The sequence below is a fragment of the Corynebacterium sp. ACRPE genome, assembly GCF_022347435.1.
GTDB lineage: Bacteria > Actinomycetota > Actinomycetes > Mycobacteriales > Mycobacteriaceae > Corynebacterium > Corynebacterium tuberculostearicum_D.
On record NZ_JAKRNA010000015.1, the window covers coordinates 16,953 to 39,601 of the forward strand.

The following is a 22,649-nucleotide window of genomic DNA, read 5'->3' on the forward strand; positions in this document are numbered from 1 at the left end:
AACCCGAAACCGCCGCGTGGACGCGGCCCACACACCCGGAGACAGAACCAGATGAAGTCGATCGCCCAGATCGTCCAGAACAACCGCAGGCTCCTCGCGGCCTACGAGGACAAGGTCCAGCCGAGGTTCCTAAGCCGCTATGCGCGCGAACCGATGGACGCCGCCGCCGTGTACCGGAAGCTCCGTGCGCTGGATCCCGGGCCGGATGCGCCGGCCCGGGTCCTCGACCTCGGTTGCGGAACCGGGTGGCTCGCCCGCACGCTCGCCGCTGAGTCTCGCTATCGCAGGGCGAACATCGTCGGCTACGACCTGTCGCCCAATGCGATCCGCATCGCCCGCGAACGCGCCGCCGCCGACGGGCTCGGGGCCCGGACGGAATTCCACGTTGCCGACATCCTCACGCCGCTCGCGGGAGAGCCCGGCGGGGCCTGTGAAATCTGGGTGTGTGGCGCGCTCCACCAAATGAAGGATGCGGGAGCCGCGCTCGGCAGGGTCTCCGGGCTGCTCGCCGACGGCGGCATCGCTTACGTGCAGACGTTCGTCGAGGATCCCGACGTGAACGAGCGGGTCGACATGGCCGTCATGGCGAAGATGGGCCACCGGGTGTTCCGGGGCAGCGAGCTCGAGGACCTCGCCGAAGCCAACGGGCTGAAGCTGGACGGAGCCTCACGCGCCGGCACGGTGTATTTCTGCACTCTCGCGAAGAAAAGCGCGATCGGGGAGGCGGGGAAGTGAGCGCCGTGGACGGGACCGTCGGCCCGTGGTCGCTGCTCGCCCCGATCCGGACCCGGATGCGTGCGGTGGTCGCGTTGTCCGTCCTGTCGTCGGTGGCTACCGTCGCTTCGCTGGTCGGCATCATCGACATCGCGATGACGTACCCGGAGGCCCCGGTGCATCGGACGTGGTTGGCCGTGGTTGTCATCGTCGTCGCCGCGACGGTGCGAATGGCTGCGGACGGCGCCGCCGGCATGCTCTCGCACCGGGCGGATAACGACCTGCAGCTCTACCTCCGGCGCCGGTTGGTTGCCCATATCCGGAAGCTGCCGCTGGGTTGGCTGGACGCCCGGCGCTCGTCGGGGATCATCGGGTCGGTTGAGAAGGACGTCGCGGCTGTCCACCAGCTCATGGGCCACACCGTCGGCGAGACCGTGGTGGCGGTGCTGGTTCCCCTGCTTTCCCTCATCGCGCTCGTCGCGGTCGATTGGCGGATCGCGGCGGTGGCGGTCGTCCCGGTGCTGGTCACCTTCGCCCTGATGGGCGTGATGATTTCGCGCGGAGCCGGTCTTCAGCGCGACTACGAGCGAGCCTCTGAAAAAGTGACGGCTGCGGTCATCGAGTTGGTGCGCGGCATCCCGGTGATGAAGTCCTTCGGACGCGCCAGCCAGGGCGCGGGCCGCTACGATGCCGCGGCGTCGTCGTTCGTCCGCGCGTGGTCCGCCTGGTCCCGGCAGTCGAACATCTATCTCGGGCTCATCGACGTGGTGACGTCCCCGATCACGGTCCTCGCAGTGGTGTGCGGCGCCGGCCTCGCTTTGAGGGACACCGCGGGCGGCAAACCGGAGGGTCTCGTCGCCGGGCTGGTTCTCGGCCTTGGACTCTCCGCGGCGATCGTGAGGGTGGCTATGAACTCCGAACCCATCATCGCGGGGATCGCCGCCCTGAAGTCCATCGCGGAGGTGCTGGGCACGCCGCCGATCACCGAGTCCGCCGAGCCGGTGCCCGTGCACGGAGGCGCGCTCGAGGTCCGGAACCTGGTCTTCTCCTACGGGGATGGGCCGCGGGTCCTCGACGGGATGTCCGCGACGTTCGAATCGGGGGCCCTCACGGCGCTGGTGGGACCCTCCGGTTCCGGAAAGTCCACCGTCGCCCGGCTGTTGGCGCGTTTCCACGACCCTGTCGAAGGCTCGGTGCTGCTGGGCGGCGACGATCTTCGCGACATCGCCGTGCGCGACGTGCACCGTTCGGTGTCGGTGGTGTTCCAGGATCCGCAGTTGCTCACGCTGCCCTTGCGGGAGAACATCCGGCTGGCCAGGAGAGACGCCACCGACGGCGAAATCATGGCGGCCGCGAAGCTCGCGAACCTCGATACGGTCATCGCGGCGCTGCCGAAGGGCCTGGATTCGGTGGTCAACGTCGACGTAACCTTTTCCGGTGGTGAGGCGCAGCGCGTGGCCATCGCGAGGTCGATTGTCACGGACGCGCCGGTGCTCATCTTCGACGAGGCAACCGCTTACGCGGATCCGGCTTCCGAGGCCCTCATTCAGTCCGCAATCGAGCGTTTGGCTCGTTCGCGGACGGTGATCGTGATTGCGCACAGATTGAGCACGATCCGCAACGCTGACCGCATCCTCGTTCTCGATGGGGGAGCGGTCGCGGAGGCGGGCACCCACGACGAGTTGCTTGCGCGCGGTGGCCGCTACCGGGATCTGTGGCGCGCGTTCGCCCTCGACGACGAACCATCCGCCCCGCGGGGCACTGAAGCAGACGATGAAAAGGCAGGGAACCGATGATCCGGGACTTGTGGTCGATGACGGATCGGCACTCGAAGATGACGCTGGCGTGGCTCATTGCGTTGGCCGCGCTTGCCGCGCTGGCACAGGGAGCGGCGTTCGTCGCGCTGCTGCCGCTGCTGTCGGCTCTGGCCGAGGGAGATGATGCGACGGCGTGGCGTTTCACCGGCGTCATCGCCGGCCTCGCGGCCGCCCATGCGGTGCTGTCCCTCGCCGCGGGGACGGTCGGCAGGGCGAATTCCGCAGCGGTGCTGTCGTCCCTGCTGCGTTCCCTGGGCGAACGCGTGCTGACGTTGCCACTCGGGTACGTCACCAAGTCCACGGCCGGCCGCTTTTCGGAGATGGCGTCTTCGGGCATGGCGTTCGCGGCGTCCGTGCCGCACGTGATCCTGCGGCCCGTCATCGCCGCTGTGGTTACGCCGACCGTCATCGCTCTCGGAATTCTGGCGATGGATTGGCGCGTCGGGTTGGTTCTCGTCGCGTCGGCGCCGGTGCTCTTCTTCGCCTACCGGGCCATTGGCCGGGTCGGCGGGGAGTCGGACGAAGCGCATGCTGACGCCGTCGCTGCCGTCTCCGGCAGGCTGATCGAGTTCACCCGCGGCCAGCAGGTGATTCGCGCCGCGGGCGACGGTTCGGCGGCGGACGCGATGGTGGATGAGGCGATCCAGGCCCAACACGATGCGTTCGCGAAGGCGACGTCGACGCAAGGCGCGGCCATCGGACGGTTGGGCTCGGTCGTCCATGCGGTGTTCACGGCGGCGGTGGTCGTCGCCGTGGCGGTCGCCGCGACGGGCGGGATGTCACCGGCGCATTTGGCGCCGATGCTCATTGTGGTCGTCCAGTTCACCGGACCGATCACCACGGCGGGAGCGTTGTCCGGCGGTTTCGGCGCGGGCCGCAACACGTTGGCTGCGCTGCGTGAGCTGCGGGCGATCCCCGTCCTTCCCGAGCCTGCCGCACCGGAGCTGCCCGACGGGCATGACGTGGAGTTCCGCGGCGTGAGCTTCGGGTACGGGGAGAAGAAGGTCCTCGACGGCGTCAGCTTCCGTGCGCCTCAGGGAGCGCTGGTCGCCATAGTGGGACCTTCGGGGGCGGGCAAGACGACGGTCATGCGGCTGCTGTCGCGGTTTCATGATCCGGACTCGGGGGAGATCCTCATTGGCGGGGTGCCCTTGCCTCGGATCGGCACCGACGGCGTGAACTCGCTGGTGACCCCGGTGTTCCAGGAGACGTTCCTCTTCGACGCGTCCGTGCGGGACAACGTGGTCTTCGCCGACCCCGGATTCGGTTCCGGGCCCGGCGACGGAGACCGCTTGCGCGAGGCCGCCCGGCGATCCGGGGTGGACCGCATCGTGGAGCTACTGCCTTCCGGGTGGGATAACCCGGTGGGGGAGGAGGGGACGCTGCTGTCGGGAGGCGAGCGGCAGCGCGTCGCCATCGCCCGGGCGCTTCTGAAGGATTCCCCGGTGGTGTTTTTCGACGAGCCGACGTCCTCGCTGGATGCGGCCACTGAGCGGGCGATTGTCGGCACGATGGAAGCGTTGCGCGGCGATCGCACCGTGATCGTCGTCGCCCATCGCCTGCACACCGTCCGCGATGCCGACCTCATCGTCGTGCTTTCGGAGGACGGGACGGTCGCAGAACGGGGCACGCACGATGAATTGCTGGCGAAGGGCGGCCGCTACGCCGAGTCGTGGACGTGCCGGACGGGAGGCTCCCCGGGCGCCTGATCCTCTCGTCCGTCGAGGACCATCGCTCCGGTCCGGTACCGGTGCAGTGGTCCCGCCACGCCGTCCCGGTCAGCGGGTCCTCGACGATGCCCTGGGCGACAGGGTCGTAATTGAAGCCGTAGTGCTCGGTGCGGTGGGCGGGGCACACGTCTTGGACGGTGATGTTGGTGACGCCGGGTTCCCGCACGAAGGAGTTTTAGTGGGGGAGCACGGCATTGTCGTGCCGCGGGCCCAGGAAGGTGTACCGCACGCCCGGTCGAGTGATGTCGCCGATGGTCAGCTCATTCAGCAGCATGGAACCGGAGATCTGCTGTTCCCAGGCAAGCGCGTTCGTTTTGCCGGCGTTTCGGGAGTATCCGTGGCGCATCTCGGGGTGGACGTCAAAGCGATCGGCTGCGCTGTGCGCCCGGGGCCCGTGGTTCGAGGCACCGGTACCGATGAGCTGTTCGACGACCCGGTCCCCGCCCAGCTCCCGGATGTAGTGGTGGGGCAGGGGTCCGCTGCCCTGCGAATACCCGACGAGGTTGACCGCCGGGGCTCCGGTCGCGGCCAGCACCCGGTCGACGACGGAATCCAGTGTTTTCGAGCTGTGGCGGATGTCGCCGCTGAACACGGCCCATTCGACGGGGTGTCCATCGACGACGAGCGGGTTGTCGGTGAACGTGTAGGCGCACAGCCCGGCCCGGGCGAGGCGGGACGCGAGGCCCGCCCATTTCGCGTAGGCGTCCTCCCCGGTCCCGGGAATGAGGATGACGGGCAATTCACCGTCCCGGGGCGGCACCGGAAGTCGTTGGTGCCGGGGGCACCAGACCGGGCTTGGCCATGGACAGGGCCCGGGCGGCCGCGGGTGAGGTTTGCCGGCGGCTGGGCCACCGGTCGGGAAACCGCCGTCCGACAGCGACGAGGGGATTCTCGTCACCTCGTCGGGGGTGTTCCTATATAGGTTGTCAACTCCGTGGGTGGGCTTGTTGGTGGTGTGAAGGGTTTCTGCTTCGTCTCGTAGATGTTGTTTTGGGTACCTTGAGGAGCCGGTTGGGCTTGCTGTGCAATCGGCTTGGATGGGGGTCTGGTGGCTTTAGGCTGCTGCGGCCTTCTGGATTGTGGGGATGTCTCGGTAGTGCTCGCCGTTTCGCATCATGGCGAAGAGAGCGTTGAGGCGTCGGCGTGCGAGTGCGACGACTGCGGCGTTGTGTCTTTTGTCTTCTTTGCGTTTTCGTTCATAGAATTGCCGGGAACGCTCGTGGAATCTGGTCGATGCAGAAGACGATTGCCATAGGGCGTTCTTTAATTTTTGTTGCCAGCGCGGTTGGGTGAATTCGGCATAATGGACGTTCCTGATTGATTTGTCCGTGGTGATAGGCCTGTATAGGACGCTAGGTGCGCTGCATCGGGGAGGTCGGACATATCGCCAACAGTCATGAGGATCTGTGCTGCGCTACGTGGGCCGATGCCGGGCATGGATAAAAGAATCTCGGTTTGAGGAATGTCTTGAATGAGCTTGAGTACCTGTGCTTCTATTTCCTTGCGATGTGCTAGTTTGGCCAGTGCGTCTTTGGCGGACATTGCTACGCTAAGTTCGGGGTATTCTGCGCCGGCAATGGACACGGTCTGTGTGTGGATGGCAGCAAGCATGGCATGGATGACAGGCTCGGGATTGCGCGCTTTGTGACTGCGCGCAAAGGCTGCTAGGCGTGTTTTACCGATGCGTCGAATCTTGGTGGGGCCGCCGTATTTTGCAAGTAGGTGGAGGATCCATTTTCGGTGAATCATCTGTCCGTGCAGGACATGGTCGAAGGCAGGATTGGTTCCCACGAGCGCGGATCGCATCTGGTTAATTAGGCGTGTGTAGGCTCGGGCGAGGTCTTCGTCGATACCGTTGAGAACTTTTGGCTGGGTAAAGACTTCCTCAACGCGGTCGACGCTGCGCAGGGCGTCTGGAAGGTTAAGACCGGCATGGGCGATGACGTAGGCGTCGCGTACATCGGTCTTGGAGTTGCCGACGTGGATGCGAGAGAGCTGTCGCATCGCAAGCCCTGGTAGATAGCGATCGTCTGCCCTATGTGTTGGGCGACTGCGACGGTTAATCGGCCGATGTTGTTGGGTTGATCGACAATGACAAGGACCGAGGTGTTGTCGGCGAGGAATTGGCCGAAGAGCTTGCGTAGCGAGCCTTCATGCTGATTGATGCGTTTGGGCAGGACTTGTCTGCCTTGGGGATCGAGGACACAGGCGTGGTGGAAGTATTTGCCGACGTCCACGCCAATGACGAAGTCATAGGCCATGGGTGTGTTCCTCCTAGCGATGAATTAGAAGTTGTGAGGTTACCCTCGTTTAGTGGACACCCTATTTGTGCGGATCTTGTGTCCGTAGGAGAGGATGTTCATTGTGAGTCAACAGCGCAAGAAGTACACGCCGGAGTACCGGCGTGAAGCCGCGAACCTTGTAATCGAGTCAGAGCGCCCGATCGCTCATGTGGCTAAGGAGATTGGCGTCTCCGCCGGGCTTTTAGGCCGGTGGGTCAAACTCGAGCGTGAACGCCGAGGGGCCTCGGATGGGATGAGTGAGGCTGATCTTCGTGCTGAGAATGCTCGTCTGCGCCGTGAGTTGGCGGAAGCCAAGATGGATAATGAGTTCTTGTCAAAAGCGACAGCCTTCTTCGCCGCGAAGCAACGCGAGCAGAAAAGTTCGAATTGATGCAGCAGGAGAAGGCAAACTACAGCATCAAACGCATGGCACGGCTATTAAAAGTGTCTCGGTCTGGATACTACAAATGGGCTGATACGCAGCAGAAGCGACTATCTGGCGAAAATGATCGTGCTGCATTTTACGATGGCGTTGACCGAAAGATTCATCAGATTTGGAAAGACTCCGATGAGGTTTATGGTGCTCCGCGGATCACCGCAGAACTTACCGAGCGTTACCGGATCACCCTGAATCGCAAGACTGTGGCTAAGCGGATGCGCCTGATGGGAATTGAAGGGATTTCACCGCGTGCCTTTGTCCCGGTGACAACGATTCAAGCTAAGCGTCAGTCGAGTCTTCCTGACCTGGTCAAGCGCGTGTTTGATACTGGTGATCTCAACCGAGTGTGGATGTCGGATATTACCTACCTACGCACCAGCGAGGGATGGTTGTACTTGTGTGCGGTCCGCGACGGCCATTCCCGCAGGGTGCTGGGCTGGGCGATGGATAGCGTTCAAGATACATGCCTGGTCGAACGGGCCCTGCGGATGGCATATACACTGCGCGGTGACGTTCCTGATGGGCTGGTGTTCCACGCTGACCGCGGAACGCAATTTACCAGCGAGAAGATCTGGGAAGTCTGCCATAACCTGGGCATTGCTCAGTCTGTGGGGCGTACTGGTGTGTGCTTTGATAACGCGATGGCTGAGTCGTTCTGGTCGACGCTTAAAACCGAGTTCTACGACCGTAAGCGTTGGCCAACCCGTGATGCCGCGCGCAAGGCCGTTGCCTACTGGATGGAAGTCGTTTACAACCGTCGGCGCCGGCACTCTGCACTAGGGATGGTCAGTCCCGTCGACTTCGAAAACCACATTGGTCTAACCACCAGTAGAAAAGAAATAGCTGCCTAAACACTAGGTAGCCCCACTACGTGTCCACGATTTGCGGGCAACCCCAGTTGGACTATTTGAGCTTCATCGCTGGGGGTGGTCGGACATACTTAGTACTGGCATCTACATTACTGTGAGACCTCATACCACCTGGGCTGGGTCAGGTTCCTATTAGCAGTTTGAGTATGTCACTGTCTTCGGCGGCATCACCCCCAGATCATTTTCAGACAGGGGCGGGAATAAGCCATACCGAAGCCCGCGACTAGTTCTACTGTCCTTTCAGACGGAGGGAACGGAAATAAACATAGCCCGCCCAATCGGGTGGACAGACTATGAATCTTCGGCGCCCTGAGGTGGAACTGCTAACAACGAAATGGGGGGCGATGTTGGACGGGAGCGGCATCTACAAGGTTGCGCGGCAGCGCGCCGAAGAGATGTTCGGCTCGCAGGTGCTGCATCCTTTTGGTCCCGACTGGGACGTATTCAAAGTACGCGGCAAAATTTTCTTGCTGTTGACAGCGGTGACCGGTCAACAGCAAATGATCATTAAGGCCGAGCCGGAGGACTGCCAAGCGCTACAGCAGCAGTATCCATTCATTGCGCCGGGCTACCACATGAATAAACGGCATTGGGTTTCCGTCTATCCACACGCAGAGCTGCACCAACAGCTGATAGAGGAGTTGGTCACGGATTCTTATCGTTTGGTGGTAGAGAAGCTGCCGAGAAGGCAGCGGCCGATCGAGCCGTCCTCTGGACACTAAGGCCTTTGCGTTTAGGACAGTGACGAGTCACTTTAGAATTAAAGCCAAGTTGATAGAATAAATCCCATGACCGAGCGCGATGACTACTGGCTGGATGATGAAGAACTCACATCATTTATGTCTCTAATGAGCGTAAATATTCGCTTAACCAATATTTTGGATGCTCAGCTGCGCGATGACGCAGGCTTGAGCTTTTTTGAATATACAGTGCTATCTCGGCTATCGGAGGCGGAAAGTCGCGAGATGCGTATGCGCGATTTGGCGATTACCGCCAATGGATCTTTGTCCCGCTTGAGCCAGGTCGTTACGCGCCTAGAAAAGCAGGGGTGGGTCGTGCGCCAGCCGTGCCCGACTGATGGCCGCACCACCATGGCAAAGCTCACGGATAGCGGCTGGGACAAAGTAGTAGAGACTGCGCCTGGACACGCTAAGCAGGCGAGGAGGTCCGTAATGGATAGCCTGACCCGTACGCAGATTCGCCAGATGCTGCAGATTAATCAGCGGATCATTAAGGCCATCGAGAATGATGAGCGCTACGGTGGGCGCTATTAGCTAGCGAAACGAGCAGGGCTATTTCTTGGGATAGCCGCGGCGGCCCGAGACGGTTTTATCGAAGGGGATCCAAAACCGGAGGGCCGCTTCCTGGTTTTTGGAGATACCGATACGCGGTCCGCACACCCATTCTGGTTCGGTGGTTCGCTCGACAAGCTGTATTGGTTGGTGGTTGTCTTCGAGCGTGAAGCCGAGGGCTTTGCCGAGGTTTCCCGGTCCGCGGGCGAGGTTATGAAAATCAGAGGTGCCACGGCGGGCGAAGGCGATGTCGGCACCCTCGATGATTTCACCGCCACGCAGCAGACAGCCCTGGCCAGTGCCTTCAGGGGCACAGACGATATTGACGTTGCGGTGGATGCCGTAAGAAATATAGACGTAGAACCTGCCCGGAGGACCGAACATGGCCGCATTACGCGGGGTTTTGCCATTGAAGGTGTGTGCCGCGGAGTCCTCGGCGCCTAGGTAAGCCTCGACCTCAGTGAGGCGGATGCTCACCCCGGCATGGGTGAGGGTGCAGCCGAGGAGTTGGGGAGCGACGGCGTCGGCAGTCAGGGCAAAATCAATCATTAACCACGAGCGTAGTAGCGCTTACCTGCCACGGGGGTGCGCAGGAGGCGATCCAGGCTCACAGGTTCGAGGCCCTTGGCGCGTAGGCCATCGATGACACAATCGGCGGCGTCCACGGTGGTGGGGTGGATATCATGCATCAAGACGATGGAGCCGGCGCGGGCACCCTGCACGGCCGAGGAACAGACGTGCTCAGAGTTGCGGTCTTTCCAATCCACGGTGTCGACGTCCCATAGCGCCTGGGAGACGCCCTTATCGCGGGTTACCTGATCCACGGTGGCGTTGGTAGCGCCGTAGGGCGGGCGTACCCAGCGCGTGCCCTGGCCGGTGGCCTTCTTAATAGCGGCGTTGCCGGCGTCGATCTCTTGGGATACCTGCTCGTAGGACAGCGTATTGAGTTGGCGGTGGCTCTTGGTGTGGTTGCCGATGGTGTGGCCCTCGGCCTTCATGCGTTTGAGGAGCTCAGGGTGCTGCTCAGCACTAGGGGCGAGAACCATGAAGCTTGCATGCGCGTTCTTGGCCTTGAGCTTGTCCAGCAGGCGGTTGGTTTCGGCGCCTGGGCCGTCGTCGTAGGTGATAGCTACGCAGTTGGCACAGTCGACGCCACCACTATTGCGCGTCTCTGTTTTCTTCTCCTGGGCCGGGGTGGGCGCCTTCTGTTTAGGAGCCTTTGGGGAGAAGGCCTTGGAGGAGATGTCCTCGACCTGCGCGCGGGCGTCCTCGATGCGGTGGTTGATGTCATCTTGGATATTCGAGCTGGAGGACACAGGCAGCTGTGGAATCTGCGGCAACTGTGCGTTAGCGGCCGCCGGAACGGCAGCGGCGACGAGCACGGTGAGGGCGGAGGTGAGAATGCGGCGCATAGTCTTCCTAAGGATGAGGGAAAGTGGACACGATGTGCCCATGACCCTAGCGCCTGCGTGTTACGGAAGTGATAGGACATGCCTAAAGTGACCAAAGTGGTTTGCGTGGTTCAGGTTTGGAGTTACTTCGCCTGCGGTAGTAAAGTATTTAGGTACTGGGGCATTAGCTCAATTGGTAGAGCATCTGCTTTGCAAGCAGAAGGTCAGGAGTTCGATTCTCCTATGCTCCACAGCATGAAGTCCGGCTTCCTCTTCGGAGGGGCCGGACTTTTTACGTGGTGGGGCTCAGGGGGTTGAGTTAGCGATTTTCGTCCATACAAACCGTGGTTTTCGTCGACGGTTGTGCTGGTTTATATGGACGAAAATCGTGATCTGCGAAAGAAGAGGGCGGAAGTGTGCAAGGTCGCGGGGAGAATCTTTCAGTACAGTGAATGGGGAATCATTACTGTCCCCCGATATCACCAGGAGACCAACCATGACCGCCAACGTTCGCTACAGCGATCCCTTTACCTCCGCAGATAAGGAAGTTGCGGCGCCGGAGGGCGCGGAATTCGTTGTGGTGCGCAAGCGCGGCGAGGCTGCGGTAGATGGTGAGGTTGTGAGCTTTCACAGCACCCGCGAAGATGCGCGTGAGGCGGTTATGGCTGGCCTGACCGAGGAATTTAAGACGGCCGTGGATAACGAGCCGATTTACGTCACCCACGCCCGCCTGCGTTCGCTTTAGAAGCGCTTGACCATCACAAAGTGATCCTCGTGGCTGCCCACGTGCTCGAAGCCGAGGTGTTCATAGAGACCCTTGGCACGGGGATTATCGGGGTGGACGGCTAGCGAGATGCCGGGGGCGCGCAGGGTCTGGGCGAGGGAAATGGCGGCGTCGATAAGCGCGGTGGCAATGCCCTGGCCCTTGTAGCGTGCCTCGACCGCGATGGCGAGCTCCGGAATGGCGGGCTCGACAAAGCCAAAGCCGTGATTGTCCTCCGTACCCCAGTTGAGCCACACGCCGCCCGCCGGGACGAGCTCCTGCCAGGCGATGAAACCGCCCTGGTTGGGATCCCAATTTTCCACGTAGAAGGCAAAATCATCGGCGAAGTCGGGGGAGAGCTCGCCGTGCTCGTCACCGAAGGTATCGGTAAGGAAATTGAGGCGGGCGAGGTAGGTGCGGTCAGATTCCTGCGTTGCGCGAAGTTCCATAAGATCCACGATAGACGGCGGGGCAGCAGCGTGGGGTGGGCATGCGAAAATCCCCTCCGCACAGGCTGGTGACCTGCGGGGAGAGGATTGTGCTAACGCTTAGGCTAAGTGGTAATTGCGGACGTCGTGACCGTTGAACTCGCGCTCGATGCCGGCCTCATCCACGGAGTGGAAGGTGGTTCCGTTATCGATGGCGAAGCGCAGGTTGTCCACGCGAGAGGAAGGGTCTTTGGACACAGCACCCGCCGGGAAGTAGTACGTTGAGCCGTCTTTGAGCTTGACGGTGAGGGACTCAAAGCTCATTGTTCATCTCCTTGTAGAAAGATCCCTAATGTGGGAATTCAATCAAGAGATTTTTGTTTAGGCAAAGCAATGAGATCTAGACAACGCTACGCATACCCCCACGGCGGGGTGGTAAGCGTATTTATTCCTAGGTTTACAGGCGGTGCTTGCCCTCGTTTTGGTGGTCATCGGTAACGCGGGTGGTATCGGCCGGCTGAGCTGCTTCTTCCTCGCGGTGCTTGGCCAGCTGCTCATCGATGGAACCGAGGAGCTCCTCATCGCGTACGGCACCTTCTTCAACGAGGTCAGACTGGGTGTCATTCTCGCTGGTGGAGGTGTAGACCAAGGTGGACTCCGGAGCGGTGTGGGAATCGGCCTGGAAGTCATCCACGCGCGGCGGGGTCTGGGAAGGTTTGTCGTTGGAGCGCAGCCAGTAGTAGGCACCGCCGGCCGCAGCGGACAGCAGGGCGATGATGCCGGCGAAGATCCAGCCCTTAGAGGACTTCTTATTCTTCTTTTGCTTCTTGGCTACCTTGGCGGACTTCTTCTTGAGGTTCTTCTGGGCCTTCTGAGAATCCTTCTTTGCCTGCTTGCGGGCCTTCTTAGCCTTCTTGGTGGCCTCTTCCTTGGCGTCGTTCAGGCGCTCGGTGGCGTCTTCGCGGTAGTCGTTGAACTCCTCCAGGGCGCGCTCGAGGCGGGAGTGTGCGGCGCGGGTAACGGCGCCTGCTTGGCGGCGCGGCTCGGCGAAGGCGCTGTTATCGCGCTCGTCCATCTTCTGTGCGGCCTCTTCCAGGGCGGTGTAGGCCTCGCGGGACTTTTCCTCGCGGTAGTTATTGAACTGGCTCCACAGGTTCGATGCGGTCTTAAAGGCCACGTTCAGCGTGGTGGGGTTCATGGGGTGGAACACTCCTTAACTCAGATTTATCAATTCGCTTTCACCCAGCATAGTGACGTGTTGGGCGGTGTACCACCGTTGGCGTCATGGCGTGCAGCGAGAACGCGCTAGAAATAGACCGCTTGGTTCAGAATTCATGATTATTATTCACCTGATTTTTCGTCAACCTCGCAGTTTGCAGGCTTGCAAAGGTGTCACCATTACAGAATCGCTACCGCGCAAACTGAACAGCTTGGTACGTTTTTTCTCAACACACCAACGACGACCAGCAAAGGAGGTGACCATGAGCCCGCGACTTTCGGCTTCCGCGCCCTTGGATTTTGAAAGCGAAGAGGAAGCACCTGCGCCCGAGCGCCTGGCCCTTTCCTTTGAGGTAATCCCGCCGCGCCACGATGCCGATGCCGCCAAGATCGACCGCTTACTAGAGGTGCTGGAAAGCTATCACCCTGATTACATCGCGGTGACCAGTTCCCAGCGCTCCGGTTGGTTGGAGGGAACCGCGGCCTTCATTGAGAAGATTTCGCAGAACACCTCTATGCGCCCACTGGCGCACCTGGCCTGCACGGCTGGTACGCGCGACGAGCTCATTGGGTGGATTAATCGCTTGGTGGATGCCGGCGTGCGCGGCCTGCTGGCCTTGCGCGGCGATCTCCCCGAAGGGGGCATGCCTGAGCACTACCTGCAACATGCCGATGAGCTGGTTCGCCTCATCCGCCAGCTGGAAAGCCACCAAGCCGCCCGCTTCGCCGCCGGCCGCCTCGCGGTAAGCGTGGCGTGCTACCCCAGCGGCCATGCCGAGTCCAAGAACGAGGACGAAGACTTCGACGTCCTGCTCAATAAGCAGCGTCTCGGCGCGGACTTCGCCATCACCCAGCTCTTCTTCGATGCGGAGGACTTCCTCCGCTTCGCCCAAAGGGCGAAATTGGCCGGGGTGAAGATCCCCCTCATTCCGGGGATTATGCCCATGACCAGCCTGCGCCGGTTGGAGCGAATGGGGCAGCTGTCCGGGCTGACCGTACCCGAGAGGGTGCGCACTCAGCTCGCGGCAGCGACAACCCCAGAAGAGGAATACGAAATCGGCATGGAGCTTACCGCCCAATTGGCCCGCACCATCGTGGCCGGCGGCGCGGACGGCCTCCATATCTATACCCACAACAACCCGGACATTACGCAAGACCTGTTATCTCGAATCGGAGTAGACAATGACGAACACTAACTTCCCCAAGGCGACGATTGAGGGCTACCCTCGCGTCGGCGCTAACCGTGAACTTAAGCGTGCGCTGGAATCCTACTGGGCCGGGCGCATCGATGCGGAAACCTTCGAGTCCGCCGCACATTCCCTGCGCCTGGATACTTATAACCGCCTGCGCGACCTGGGCCTTACTGAGGACTACGCCATTCCTGCTGACGTCGCCTACTACGACCAGGTGCTCGAGACCGCACTGACCGTTGGCGCCGTGGTCGGCGAGACCCTGGATGATGAGTTCACCTTGGCCCGCGGCAATAAGGACACCGCGCCGCTGGAAATGACCAAGTGGTTCGATACCAACTACCACTACATCGTCCCGGAAATCGCCGATGACCAGGACTTCAAGGCGCACCCGCAGCGCGTTATCAAGCTGGTAGAAGAGGCCCGCGCGGCAGGCCACACCGTGCGCCCATACCTCGTCGGTCCGGTCACCTTGCTGGCTCTGTCTAAGCAGGCAGAGGGTGCTACCAAGTCTCCGTTCGACCGCCTGGATGATGCCGTTAAGGCCTACCAGGAGGTACTGGCCGAGTTGGATAAGTCCGGCGTGAAGTGGGTACAGCTCGCCGAGCCTGCCCTAGTAGCGGACCTGACCATTGCCAATGATGAGGAACTGGCCGCCCATACCAAACGCGCCTATGAGGCCATCTTGGCCGCGGACAACCGCCCGCAGGTATACCTCACCACGCCGTACGGCTCTGTGCGAAAGGGCCTCGAGGTCCTGGCCGAGCTCAAGCCGGAGGCCGTCCATGTGGACCTTTCCGTGGGCACCCTGGCACTCGATGAGGGGTACCTCGATCGCGTGAAGAACCTGAAGTCCCACGTGGTTGCCGGCCTTATCGACGGCCGCAATGTCTGGGCCGCCAACCTGCGCGACCTGCGCTCCAAGTACGAGGACCTGGAGAGCAGCCTCGACTCCCTGTCCGTATCGACTTCCGTATCCTTGCAGCACGTGCCGCACACCGTGGAGGCAGAAACCAAGCTGCCTGCAGACGTCGCCACCTGGTTCTCCTTCGCCAATGAGAAGGTCAAGGAAGTCGTCGCCATCTCCCAGGGCCCGCTGGAGGCACCGGAGGCTTATAGCATCAGCGACCGCGCAGTGCGCACCCGTGCCGAATCCGAGCGCATCCACAACGCGGCGGTGAAGGCGCGCATCGAGAAGCTGCCGGCCGGCGAGGTCAAGCGCGAGCCCGCCTTTGCCGAGCGCAACGAGGCGCAGAAGGAACTAGGCCTGCCGCAGCTGCCAACCACCACCATCGGCTCCTTCCCCCAGACCAAGGAGATCCGCCAGGCGCGTGCGGCGCACCGCAAGGGCGAGCTTTCCGACGCCGACTACAACGCTGCCCTCAAGGAAGAGGTTAAGTCCGTCATTGAGCTGCAGGAGCGCCTCGGCCTCGACGTCCTCGTCCATGGCGAGCCGGAGCGCAATGACATGGTTCAGTACTTTGCCGAGCTGCTCGATGGCTTCGTCACCACCGAAAACGGCTGGGTCCAGTCGTATGGCTCCCGCTGCACCCGTCCGCCAATCGTGGTTGGTGATATCTCCCGCCCGGCTGCGATGACCACCGAGTGGTCCAAGTACGCCCAGTCGCTCTCGGAGCACCACGTCAAGGGCATGCTCACCGGCCCGGTGACCATCTTGGCCTGGTCCTTCGTCCGTGATGACGTACACCAGTCCGTCTCCGCGGATCAGCTCGGCGTCGCGCTGGCAGATGAGGTGCATGACCTGGAAGAGGCCGGCATCGACATCATCCAGATCGACGAGCCGGCCCTGCGCGAGCTGTTGCCGTTGCGTGAGGAAGACCGCAAGGCCTACCTGGACTGGGCCGTGCGTTCCTTCCGCCTGGTAGCCCTCAAGGCCAAGCCGACCACCCAGATCCACACCCACCTGTGCTACTCCGAGTTCGGCCAAATCATCGATGCCGTTGCTGGGCTGGATGCCGATGTCACCTCTATCGAGGCGGCCCGCTCCCGCATGGAGCTGCTGGAGGATATCGACGAGACCTTCCACTCTGAAATCGGCCCGGGCATCTACGATATCCACTCCCCGCGCGTGCCTTCCGTGGCGGAGATGGCCGAGCTCATCCGCGCCGCGCTCAAGCACGTGCCGGTCGAGCGCCTGTGGGTTAACCCGGACTGCGGCCTGAAGACCCGTGGTTACGAGGAGACCGAGGCTTCCCTGCGCAATATGGTGCTAGCTCGCGATGAGGTGCGCGAGTCCCTCTAAATCCTCCCTTATCGCACCACAATCCCGGCCGGGTAAAGAATAAAAGTTCTTACGTGGCCGGGATTTCGCGCTTTTCCTTGCGGCGCTTGTTGATCCAGCCGATGATCATCGGCAGCACGGAAATTGCCACCACGATCAGCATGATGATGTCGATGGAGTGGGCAATCCCGGGGATGCCGCCCAGCAGGACACCGACGAGCAGCATGGAACCTACCCAGCCCACGCCGCCGAGGATATTCCAGCGCAGGAACGAGGAGTAGCCCATTTCTGCGGTACCCGCGGCGAAGGGGACGAAGGTGCGCACAATCGGCACGAAGCGGCCCAATACCAGGGCCACCGGGCCGTGGCGCTGGAAGAAATCCTCCGCGCTATCGAGGTGTTCGGTGCGCAGGATGCGGGCATCGTCCTTGAAGAGCTTGCGGCCAAAGCGGCGGCCTAAGTAGAAGCCCACCTGGTCGCCGGCGAATGCGGCCACCGCGGCCACGACAAAGAGCAGCCAGGCGTTGATATCGAGTTCGTGGCGCAGGATGGCCGCGGTTACGAGCAGTGAATCACCCGGCAGGAATGGGAAAAGCACGCCGGACTCGATGAAGATGACGACGGCGACGCCGAGGAGGATATAAGGTCCGAAACTCTGGAGCAGCGAGCCTGCGTCCATGAGGTTGTGGAGGGAGGACAAGAAATCCATGAGTGGATCCTTTCTTAGTAGTTCTTTTAGTATCCTCCGCAAACTGCAAAGTGGCTGCGAATCCGCTGGGTGTCTGAATGGAACCGGTATGTTTCTTTTCTCCTCCTAGCTTCCGGGTAAGCGACATCACTAGCGTGGAGGTATGAACCACTCCGCATTCCGCAATAGCCAAGACACTTTCCTCTCTGATGCCCTCGCTGGGCTCATCGCCAACCATCCCGATGCTCGCTGGCACGACGTCGGCTTCATTGGCCGCACCACGCCGCTGCGCACCGCGGACGGCGATCCGGCAGTGGCGGTGATTTCCGGTGGCGGTTCCGGTCACGAACCGATGCATGCCGGGTTCGTCGGCCAGGGCATGCTCGCAGCGGCCTGCCCGGGACTGCTCTTTACCTCCCCGAACGCGGTCCAGGTCAGCGAGGCCACCCAGTGGGCTGACCAGGGCAGGGGAGTAGTCCACGTGGTGAAGAACTACACCGGTGACGTCATGAACTTCACCGTCGCCCGCAACGCCGCCGAGGCGGTAGACACCCGCACGGTGCTGGTGGCCGATGATCTTGCCACCGATGGCAATGAGGACGGCCCCGGCCGCCGCGGTACCGGCGCGACCATCCTGGTGGAAAAGGTCGCAGGCGCCGCCGCCTACCGCGGCGATGACGTGGACACAGTCGCTGAGTTGGGCAAGCGTGCCGCGGAGAATTCCCGCAGCATGTCCGTGGCGCTGGGCGCCGGCTTCATGCCGACCAGCGGCCGCGAAACCTTCGATCTCGAGGCCGGCCAGATGGAGGTGGGCGTGGGCATTCATGGCGAGCCGGGCACCCACACCGAGCAGGTGGGTAGCGCGAGTGCCATTGTGAACCAGGTCCTGGAAAAGATCGTGCCCGCCCTTGACCTGGGCCAGGGTGATGAGGTGGTGTGCTTGGTCAATGGCCTCGGCGGTACCACCCCGCTGGAGTTGAGCCTGCTCTTTGGCGAGGCCTCCGCGCAGCTGGCCCAGCGCGGCATCACCGTCGCCCGGTCGTTGGTGGGTTCTTATGTCACTGCGGTCAATATGCACGGCGCTTCTTTTACGCTGCTCAAGGCGGACGTGGAGTTGCTCGAGCTTATCGACGCCCCCACCTCCGCCCCCGCCTGGCCCCATACCCTAGGCGGTGCGAAGGCGGTGGAACCGGCCACCATCACCTTCCAGGACGAGCTGCCCACCGAGGGCGAGGAGAACCAGTGGCTTACCGCCTTTGTGGAACGCCTCCAAGCATCCTTTGAGGCGCTGACCGAGCTGGACCGCAAGGCCGGCGACGGCGACTTTGGCCAGAACATGGAGGCGGCCTTCGGCGGCATCGAGCTTCCCCTGCGCGGTACGGATACGGAGATCCTCACCGGGCTGGCCAAGCGCCTGCTCGTCCTCGCCGGCGGTACTTCCGGGGCCGTCTTCGGCACGCTCTTTACTGAGCTGGCTCGGGCGGAGTCGCTGGCGGATGGGCTCAATGATGCGGCCGACCTCATCCATGAGCTTGGTGGCGCGAAGCGCCGCGATCGCACCATGCTCGATGCCCTCATCCCGGCCGCCGAAAAGGCCCGCGAACTGGGGGCGAAGGATCCGGATGCGGAGACTTTGCAGGCGCTTTTCACAGCTGCCCATGCCGGAGCCCTCGATACCGAGGACCTCGCCGCGAAGAAGGGTCGCGCCTCCTATCTGGGAGATCGCAGCAAGGGAGTAATCGATCCGGGCGCCCTCGTGGTCAGCTGGCTCTTTGGGGGAGAACCTCTTTCAGCGCGCTAAGCGAGCGCAGATCCCCATCGCCCGCACGGTCGAGGTGGAGCGCGTGCAGCCCCGCCGTGCGCGCGCCCTGCACATCGTTGGCTAGGGAATCGCCCACCATGAGCGTGTCCACGGGGGCCGTACCCAGCTGATCGCAGGCGGCGAGGTAGGCCTCCCGCTGCGGTTTGGGGCAGCCAAGGTCGACGGTGGGGATGAGGAGGACGTCGGCAAGCGCAAGGCCCGTGGCCTCCAGCTTGGCCTGCTGCATCTCGCGCTCGCCATTGGTGAGCACGCCCACCTGAAAGCCGGACTCGAGGGCCCAGGTGAGGGTGGGCAGGGCGTCGGCAAAAGCGCGCCACTGCTCCCGGTAGGCGGAAAGATAGCCGTCATAGGCGGCCAGCGCCTCGGCATCGTTCATCTCCCGGCTGAGGAATTCGCGGCAGCGCGCCGCCCGCTGACCCTGGTGGGTGACCTCGCCGCGCTCGTAGGCGCTGAACCAGGTGCGCTCGATGGCCGCAAAGCGCGCATGCTGGCCCTCGGGGAGTCCTAGCTCGCGGCACCACTGATCCACTGCGTCCCGGGCCGCGCCGGTGTGGTCGAGCAGGGTGTCATCCAGATCAAAAAGTAGCGCGCGAATCATGCCTTCAGGCTAGCGCGATCGCTGACAGCGTTATGTCATGCGCGGCAGGCGCGCGTTAAATTCTTTACAATGGCTGGCATGACTCAGAAGACCGCAACTGCAACGATGCATACCAACTACGGCGACATTGTTATCGATCTCTTCGGTAACCACGCACCGGTAACCGTTGAAAACTTCATCGGCCTGGCCAAGGGCGAGAAGGACTACTCCACCCAGAACGCAAAGGGCGAGCAGTCCGGCCCGTTCTATGACGGCGCAATCTTCCACCGCATCATCGATAACTTCATGATCCAGGGCGGCGACCCTACCGGCACCGGCCGCGGTGGCCCGGGCTACCAGTTTCAGGACGAGTTCCACCCGGAGCTGCAGTTCGACCGCCCATTCCTGCTGGCCATGGCTAATGCCGGCCCAGGCACCAACGGCTCCCAGTTCTTCATCACCGTGGCGCCGACCCCGCACCTGAACAACCACCACACCATCTTTGGTGAGGTTACCGATGCTGCCTCCCAGGAGGTTGTGTCCAAGATCGCCAAGGTTGATACCGACCGCATGGACCGTCCGCACGAGGACGTTGTTATCGAGTCCATCGATATCGCGTAATCACCTTTTCCCTCGGGCCCGTCACCGCATTATCCATGCGGCGGCGGGCTCGTTGCAGTTTTACCCCAAGCCACCCACCACTAGATCCGCCCCAAGGACTGACAACTTCATGACCATGGTGAGAAACTATGTACGCGCCACCCCGGCGACCGCGCTCATCGCCGCCGTCTGCATCATTGCCTGGCTTATTACCGCGGTGCAGGCACGGACGCTGGGCGCTACCTTCTATGAATCCGACCTCGCGGTGGACTGGGGCCTGTGGGGCCCGCAATACCCGATTGCGCCGCAGACCGCCCTGTCCTCCGCGTTTATGCACCTGGACGCGGGCCATTTGGCGGTGAACATGATCATGCTTGTGCTCATCGGCAAGGAGGTGGAGCGGGCCCTTGGCACCGGGTTGTACCTCGCTGCCTACCTCATTTCTTGCCTCGGCGCGTCCGCCATGATCTTGAAATTCGATTTTGAGACCCCCACCGTCGGCGCCTCGGGCGCGCTCTTCGCGCTCATGGCCATGCTGGTGGGTGCTTACCGCCAGCGCGGGCTCGATCTCCGCGCACCCATCGCCCTCGTTTTGGCGAATGTGGCCTATACCTTTTTAGCCGATGGCGTATCCCTGTGGGGACACCTTGGCGGGTTGTGCACAGGCATCGTGTTGAGCCTCTTCCTCTATCGAAAAAGTCCCGCCCTCCGCTGGGGCGGCGTTGCTGCGGTGGCCGTGGTAGTCCTCGCGCTATTAGCCCATCAAGCTGGGGTTTGGGGATAACTGTGGAATTTGATCACTGGAAAGCGTGTGCGAAAGAATTCCACAATGGTTATCCACATTGTGGATAACTACATTTTTGTAATTTACCGAACGCTTTTCCGGAGTTTTCCCTGATCACGCTGGTCTAGCCCGTGCGAAAGTGTGAAAATCAGCCTGTGGAAGCCCGTGAAAACAGTTATCCACAGGGTGTTAATAATTGTGTGAAATTCACATTTCACAGGTTTTCTCCACAGCCTGTGGATAACTTTCTACCCATTGTGTTAACAAGACTGATAAATTTGGGCATTGACCTGCATAAGGAGCATTGTGGATTATCAACCTCGCGCTGTGATCGTCGGCGCAGGCCCGAATGGGCTCACGGCCGCGGCGCGGCTGGCTATGGCCGGATGGAGTGTGGATATCTACGAGCGCGCCGGCCGGGCCGGTGGTGCAGCGGCATCCTCCGCGGAGATTTTCCCGGGCACGATTGTGGATCTCGGCGCGGCCGGGCACCCCTTTGGCGTAGCGAGCCCGGCCTTTCGCGCCCTCGACTTGGAAGCCCACGGTGTGCGGTGGCGCAATGCTCCTTATCCCATGGCCCATCCGTTAGAAGGCGCGCCGGCTGGGGTCCTGCACGGTTCCTTGGCGGACACGGCGGCGGAATTGGGGACCGATGCCAAGGCATGGAGGCGGCTGCACGGGCACATTGTCCGCCACATCGATGAGCATGTGGATAATGCGCTTACCCCGCTGGTGCGCTGGCCCAATCGCCCTGTGCGCTTGGCGCAATTTGGCGCGGCCGGGGTGTTGCCCGCCAGCAGCTTGGCGCGCGCGGCCTTCCGCACACCCCAGGCTCGCGCCCTCTTTGCGGGCAGCGCAGTACACGCGATCGCCTCACCGACTACGCCTTTTACCTCGGCGTTCGGCCTGCTCTTTGGCGGGCTAGGGATGACCCGCGGCTGGCCCGTGGTGGAGGGTGGCACCGGCGCTCTTATCGACGCCCTCCTTAACCTCCTCCGTTCCCACCACGCCCGCCTCTATACCGGATGCGAGGTCACCGACCTGCGGGAGCTGCCTCCGGCCGATGCGGTCATTTTAAACCTCACCCCGCGCCAGGTTCTGCGGCTGGGCGGGCTGGAGCTGCGGGACGGCACTCGGCGGAGCCTGACGCGCTGGCGCTATGGCAGCGCCGTCTTCAAAGTGGACTTCCACCTCAGTGAGCCCGTGCCATGGACCGATCCCTGCGTGGGCCAGGCCGGTACCGTGCATGTGGGAGGAACGCTGGAGGAAATATGTGGGGCTGAGGGGGACGTCGGCAAGCGGCGAATGCCTAAGCGACCCTTGGTTTTAGCATGCCAGCAATACGTGGCAGACCCCTCCCGGGGGCAAACGCTGTGGACCTATGCGCATGTCCCGCACAGCTATGTGGAGCGCTATCCGGGTGAGGTCACCGAGCTGATTGCCGCCCAGATCGAGCGCTTTGCCCCCGGTTTTCGGGATACCATCCTGTCGACCCACGCTACGAGCCCGGCCGATCTGGAGCGATGGAATCCCAATCTGGTGGGCGGTGATATTGCCGGCGGTTCCATGACCGGACTGCAAACCTTCCTGCGACCACGCTTGTCGGCCCATCCGCACCGCCTCGCCCCGGGAGTATTTATAGCCTCTAGCTCGGCCGCTCCCGGCGCTGGCGTGCATGGCATGCCGGGGTGGTGGGCAGCGGAGGAAGCGCTTAGCTCACAAATAAATTCATCCACAAGTATGAGACGGGGGATGGAACGCTAGGCTGTATGACTATAGCGTTGAAGAATTCTCAGCTTCACC

The 22,649-nt window shown here is 62.1% G+C and carries 22 protein-coding genes, 1 tRNA gene and 1 pseudogene; 14 read left to right on the plus strand and 10 right to left on the minus strand.

Going from position 1 to position 22,649, the window contains the following annotated elements:
- Positions 1 to 51 precede the first annotated feature (51 nt).
- From MHY13_RS08210 to MHY13_RS08220, 3 genes are read left to right on the plus strand one after another with little or no spacing between them, the layout of a single operon-like run.
- A complete protein-coding gene (locus MHY13_RS08210) occupies positions 52 to 735 on the plus strand; it encodes a trans-aconitate 2-methyltransferase (RefSeq protein WP_179387188.1) in 684 nt (227 codons plus the stop codon).
- Positions 732 to 2,510 (plus strand): ABC transporter ATP-binding protein, encoded by a 1,779-nt coding sequence (locus MHY13_RS08215; RefSeq protein ID WP_179387189.1) that lies wholly within the window; start codon positions 732 to 734, stop codon positions 2,508 to 2,510. Before MHY13_RS08210 ends, MHY13_RS08215 begins: the two co-directional genes overlap by 4 nt.
- Positions 2,507 to 4,240, plus strand: a complete 1,734-nt coding sequence (locus tag MHY13_RS08220) for an ABC transporter ATP-binding protein (protein ID WP_239282806.1) — start codon at positions 2,507 to 2,509, stop codon at positions 4,238 to 4,240. The genes MHY13_RS08215 and MHY13_RS08220 overlap by 4 nt, the downstream gene beginning before the upstream one ends.
- Before the next feature lie 196 nt (positions 4,241 to 4,436).
- Here the strand turns inward: MHY13_RS08220 and MHY13_RS08225 are convergent, their stop codons facing one another.
- The 3 genes and pseudogenes from MHY13_RS08225 to MHY13_RS12275 form a co-directional block, all read right to left on the minus strand.
- A complete protein-coding gene (locus MHY13_RS08225; RefSeq protein ID WP_239282808.1) occupies positions 4,437 to 5,000 on the minus strand; it encodes a triacylglycerol lipase in 564 nt (187 codons plus the stop codon).
- 524 nt (positions 5,001 to 5,524) lie between these two features.
- Positions 5,525 to 6,067 carry an IS110 family transposase gene (locus MHY13_RS12270; protein ID WP_366512281.1) on the minus strand — a complete coding sequence of 181 codons (543 nt, stop codon included), beginning with the start codon at positions 6,065 to 6,067 and terminating at the stop codon, positions 5,525 to 5,527.
- A 30-nt stretch (positions 6,068 to 6,097) separates the two neighbouring features.
- Positions 6,098 to 6,522: pseudogene (locus tag MHY13_RS12275) on the minus strand (IS110 family transposase); the annotation flags it as partial.
- 94 nt (positions 6,523 to 6,616) lie between these two features.
- On the opposite strand from MHY13_RS12275, the gene MHY13_RS08235 reads away from it, so the two are divergent.
- The 3 genes from MHY13_RS08235 to MHY13_RS08245 all read left to right on the plus strand — a co-directional run bounded on the left by MHY13_RS08235 (position 6,617) and on the right by MHY13_RS08245 (position 9,125).
- Positions 6,617 to 7,833, plus strand: a protein-coding gene (locus MHY13_RS08235; RefSeq protein ID WP_239282810.1) for an IS3 family transposase whose coding sequence is annotated in 2 segments (ribosomal slippage) — positions 6,617 to 6,878 and positions 6,878 to 7,833 — 1,218 coding nt in all. Because the reading frame shifts where the segments join, the coding sequence is not laid out codon by codon here.
- Positions 7,834 to 8,144: 311 nt separating this feature from the next.
- The gene (locus MHY13_RS08240) at positions 8,145 to 8,573 is read left to right on the plus strand and encodes an MmcQ/YjbR family DNA-binding protein (protein ID WP_150851362.1); all 429 of its coding nucleotides are present in this window, start codon (positions 8,145 to 8,147) and stop codon (positions 8,571 to 8,573) included.
- A gap of 66 nt (positions 8,574 to 8,639) precedes the next feature.
- Positions 8,640 to 9,125 (plus strand): MarR family winged helix-turn-helix transcriptional regulator, encoded by a 486-nt coding sequence (locus tag MHY13_RS08245; RefSeq protein WP_005326234.1) that lies wholly within the window; start codon positions 8,640 to 8,642, stop codon positions 9,123 to 9,125.
- Positions 9,126 to 9,143: 18 nt separating this feature from the next.
- Here the strand turns inward: MHY13_RS08245 and MHY13_RS08250 are convergent, their stop codons facing one another.
- Both MHY13_RS08250 and MHY13_RS08255 read right to left on the minus strand, forming a co-directional pair.
- Positions 9,144 to 9,692 (minus strand): DNA-3-methyladenine glycosylase, encoded by a 549-nt coding sequence (locus tag MHY13_RS08250; protein WP_005326236.1) that lies wholly within the window; start codon positions 9,690 to 9,692, stop codon positions 9,144 to 9,146.
- Positions 9,692 to 10,555, minus strand: a complete 864-nt coding sequence (locus tag MHY13_RS08255; protein WP_239282812.1) for a polysaccharide deacetylase family protein — start codon at positions 10,553 to 10,555, stop codon at positions 9,692 to 9,694. Before MHY13_RS08255 ends, MHY13_RS08250 begins: the two co-directional genes overlap by 1 nt.
- A 157-nt stretch (positions 10,556 to 10,712) precedes the next feature.
- Here MHY13_RS08255 and MHY13_RS08260 point away from each other — a divergent pair.
- Positions 10,713 to 10,785, plus strand: a tRNA-Ala gene (locus MHY13_RS08260).
- 245 nt (positions 10,786 to 11,030) lie between these two features.
- Positions 11,031 to 11,279: a hypothetical protein gene (locus tag MHY13_RS08265; protein ID WP_150851191.1), complete on the plus strand. Its 249-nt coding sequence runs from the start codon at positions 11,031 to 11,033 to the stop codon at positions 11,277 to 11,279.
- Here the strand turns inward: MHY13_RS08265 and MHY13_RS08270 are convergent.
- From MHY13_RS08270 to MHY13_RS08280, 3 genes are all read right to left on the minus strand, one after another.
- Entirely contained in the window at positions 11,276 to 11,746 is a 471-nt protein-coding gene (locus MHY13_RS08270; protein WP_150851190.1) for a GNAT family N-acetyltransferase, read from the minus strand. The genes MHY13_RS08265 and MHY13_RS08270 overlap by 4 nt on opposite strands.
- A 99-nt stretch (positions 11,747 to 11,845) precedes the next feature.
- Positions 11,846 to 12,049 carry a hypothetical protein gene (locus MHY13_RS08275; protein ID WP_005326240.1) on the minus strand — a complete coding sequence of 68 codons (204 nt, stop codon included), beginning with the start codon at positions 12,047 to 12,049 and terminating at the stop codon, positions 11,846 to 11,848.
- Positions 12,050 to 12,182: 133 nt separating this feature from the next.
- Entirely contained in the window at positions 12,183 to 12,923 is a 741-nt protein-coding gene (locus MHY13_RS08280; protein WP_239282814.1) for a hypothetical protein, read from the minus strand.
- Positions 12,924 to 13,206: 283 nt separating this feature from the next.
- Between MHY13_RS08280 and MHY13_RS08285 the strand changes: the two genes are divergently transcribed.
- Positions 13,207 to 14,139, plus strand: coding sequence for a methylenetetrahydrofolate reductase (locus MHY13_RS08285; protein WP_150851188.1), 933 nt, complete (start codon positions 13,207 to 13,209; stop codon positions 14,137 to 14,139).
- The gene (gene metE / locus MHY13_RS08290) at positions 14,126 to 16,396 is read left to right on the plus strand and encodes a 5-methyltetrahydropteroyltriglutamate--homocysteine S-methyltransferase (RefSeq protein ID WP_239282816.1); all 2,271 of its coding nucleotides are present in this window, start codon (positions 14,126 to 14,128) and stop codon (positions 16,394 to 16,396) included. Before MHY13_RS08285 ends, metE begins: the two co-directional genes overlap by 14 nt.
- A 49-nt stretch (positions 16,397 to 16,445) precedes the next feature.
- Here metE and MHY13_RS08295 read toward each other — a convergent pair whose 3' ends face one another.
- Positions 16,446 to 17,084, minus strand: coding sequence for a DedA family protein (locus MHY13_RS08295; protein WP_239282818.1), 639 nt, complete (start codon positions 17,082 to 17,084; stop codon positions 16,446 to 16,448).
- A 142-nt stretch (positions 17,085 to 17,226) separates the two neighbouring features.
- Here MHY13_RS08295 and MHY13_RS08300 point away from each other — a divergent pair, with 142 nt between their 5' ends.
- Positions 17,227 to 18,864, plus strand: a complete 1,638-nt coding sequence (locus tag MHY13_RS08300) for a dihydroxyacetone kinase family protein (RefSeq protein WP_239282820.1) — start codon at positions 17,227 to 17,229, stop codon at positions 18,862 to 18,864.
- On the opposite strand, the gene MHY13_RS08305 is transcribed toward MHY13_RS08300, so the two are convergent.
- Positions 18,824 to 19,483: an HAD family hydrolase gene (locus tag MHY13_RS08305; protein ID WP_239282822.1), complete on the minus strand. Its 660-nt coding sequence runs from the start codon at positions 19,481 to 19,483 to the stop codon at positions 18,824 to 18,826. The genes MHY13_RS08300 and MHY13_RS08305 overlap by 41 nt on opposite strands.
- Positions 19,484 to 19,552: 69 nt before the next feature.
- On the opposite strand from MHY13_RS08305, the gene MHY13_RS08310 reads away from it, so the two are divergent.
- From MHY13_RS08310 to MHY13_RS08320, 3 genes are all read left to right on the plus strand, one after another.
- Complete coding sequence (locus MHY13_RS08310; RefSeq protein WP_005326254.1) at positions 19,553 to 20,083, plus strand: peptidylprolyl isomerase; 531 nt, start codon at positions 19,553 to 19,555, stop codon at positions 20,081 to 20,083.
- A gap of 109 nt (positions 20,084 to 20,192) precedes the next feature.
- Positions 20,193 to 20,846 carry a rhomboid family intramembrane serine protease gene (locus MHY13_RS08315; protein ID WP_239282824.1) on the plus strand — a complete coding sequence of 218 codons (654 nt, stop codon included), beginning with the start codon at positions 20,193 to 20,195 and terminating at the stop codon, positions 20,844 to 20,846.
- A gap of 306 nt (positions 20,847 to 21,152) precedes the next feature.
- Positions 21,153 to 22,610 carry an NAD(P)/FAD-dependent oxidoreductase gene (locus MHY13_RS08320; RefSeq protein WP_239282826.1) on the plus strand — a complete coding sequence of 486 codons (1,458 nt, stop codon included), beginning with the start codon at positions 21,153 to 21,155 and terminating at the stop codon, positions 22,608 to 22,610.
- Positions 22,611 to 22,649: the final 39 nt, after the last annotated feature.

Excerpts from the sequence above, each read along its gene's own strand:
- MHY13_RS08210 (WP_179387188.1), top strand. The coding sequence starts at position 52 with ATGAAGTCGATCGCCCAGATCGTCCAGAACAACCGCAGGCTCCTCGCG.
- MHY13_RS08220 (WP_239282806.1), top strand. The coding sequence starts at position 2,507 with ATGATCCGGGACTTGTGGTCGATGACGGATCGGCACTCGAAGATGACG.
- MHY13_RS12270 (WP_366512281.1), bottom strand. The coding sequence starts at position 6,067 with ATGCGATCCGCGCTCGTGGGAACCAATCCTGCCTTCGACCATGTCCTG.
- MHY13_RS08240 (WP_150851362.1), top strand. The coding sequence starts at position 8,145 with ATGAATCTTCGGCGCCCTGAGGTGGAACTGCTAACAACGAAATGGGGG.
- MHY13_RS08245 (WP_005326234.1), top strand. The coding sequence starts at position 8,640 with ATGACCGAGCGCGATGACTACTGGCTGGATGATGAAGAACTCACATCA.
- MHY13_RS08250 (WP_005326236.1), bottom strand. The coding sequence starts at position 9,692 with ATGATTGATTTTGCCCTGACTGCCGACGCCGTCGCTCCCCAACTCCTC.
- MHY13_RS08255 (WP_239282812.1), bottom strand. The coding sequence starts at position 10,555 with ATGCGCCGCATTCTCACCTCCGCCCTCACCGTGCTCGTCGCCGCTGCC.
- MHY13_RS08265 (WP_150851191.1), top strand. The coding sequence starts at position 11,031 with ATGACCGCCAACGTTCGCTACAGCGATCCCTTTACCTCCGCAGATAAG.
- MHY13_RS08270 (WP_150851190.1), bottom strand. The coding sequence starts at position 11,746 with ATGGAACTTCGCGCAACGCAGGAATCTGACCGCACCTACCTCGCCCGC.
- MHY13_RS08275 (WP_005326240.1), bottom strand. The coding sequence starts at position 12,049 with ATGAGCTTTGAGTCCCTCACCGTCAAGCTCAAAGACGGCTCAACGTAC.
- MHY13_RS08280 (WP_239282814.1), bottom strand. The coding sequence starts at position 12,923 with ATGAACCCCACCACGCTGAACGTGGCCTTTAAGACCGCATCGAACCTG.
- MHY13_RS08285 (WP_150851188.1), top strand. The coding sequence starts at position 13,207 with ATGAGCCCGCGACTTTCGGCTTCCGCGCCCTTGGATTTTGAAAGCGAA.
- metE (WP_239282816.1), top strand. The coding sequence starts at position 14,126 with ATGACGAACACTAACTTCCCCAAGGCGACGATTGAGGGCTACCCTCGC.
- MHY13_RS08295 (WP_239282818.1), bottom strand. The coding sequence starts at position 17,084 with ATGGATTTCTTGTCCTCCCTCCACAACCTCATGGACGCAGGCTCGCTG.
- MHY13_RS08300 (WP_239282820.1), top strand. The coding sequence starts at position 17,227 with ATGAACCACTCCGCATTCCGCAATAGCCAAGACACTTTCCTCTCTGAT.
- MHY13_RS08305 (WP_239282822.1), bottom strand. The coding sequence starts at position 19,483 with ATGATTCGCGCGCTACTTTTTGATCTGGATGACACCCTGCTCGACCAC.
- MHY13_RS08310 (WP_005326254.1), top strand. The coding sequence starts at position 19,553 with ATGGCTGGCATGACTCAGAAGACCGCAACTGCAACGATGCATACCAAC.
- MHY13_RS08315 (WP_239282824.1), top strand. The coding sequence starts at position 20,193 with ATGACCATGGTGAGAAACTATGTACGCGCCACCCCGGCGACCGCGCTC.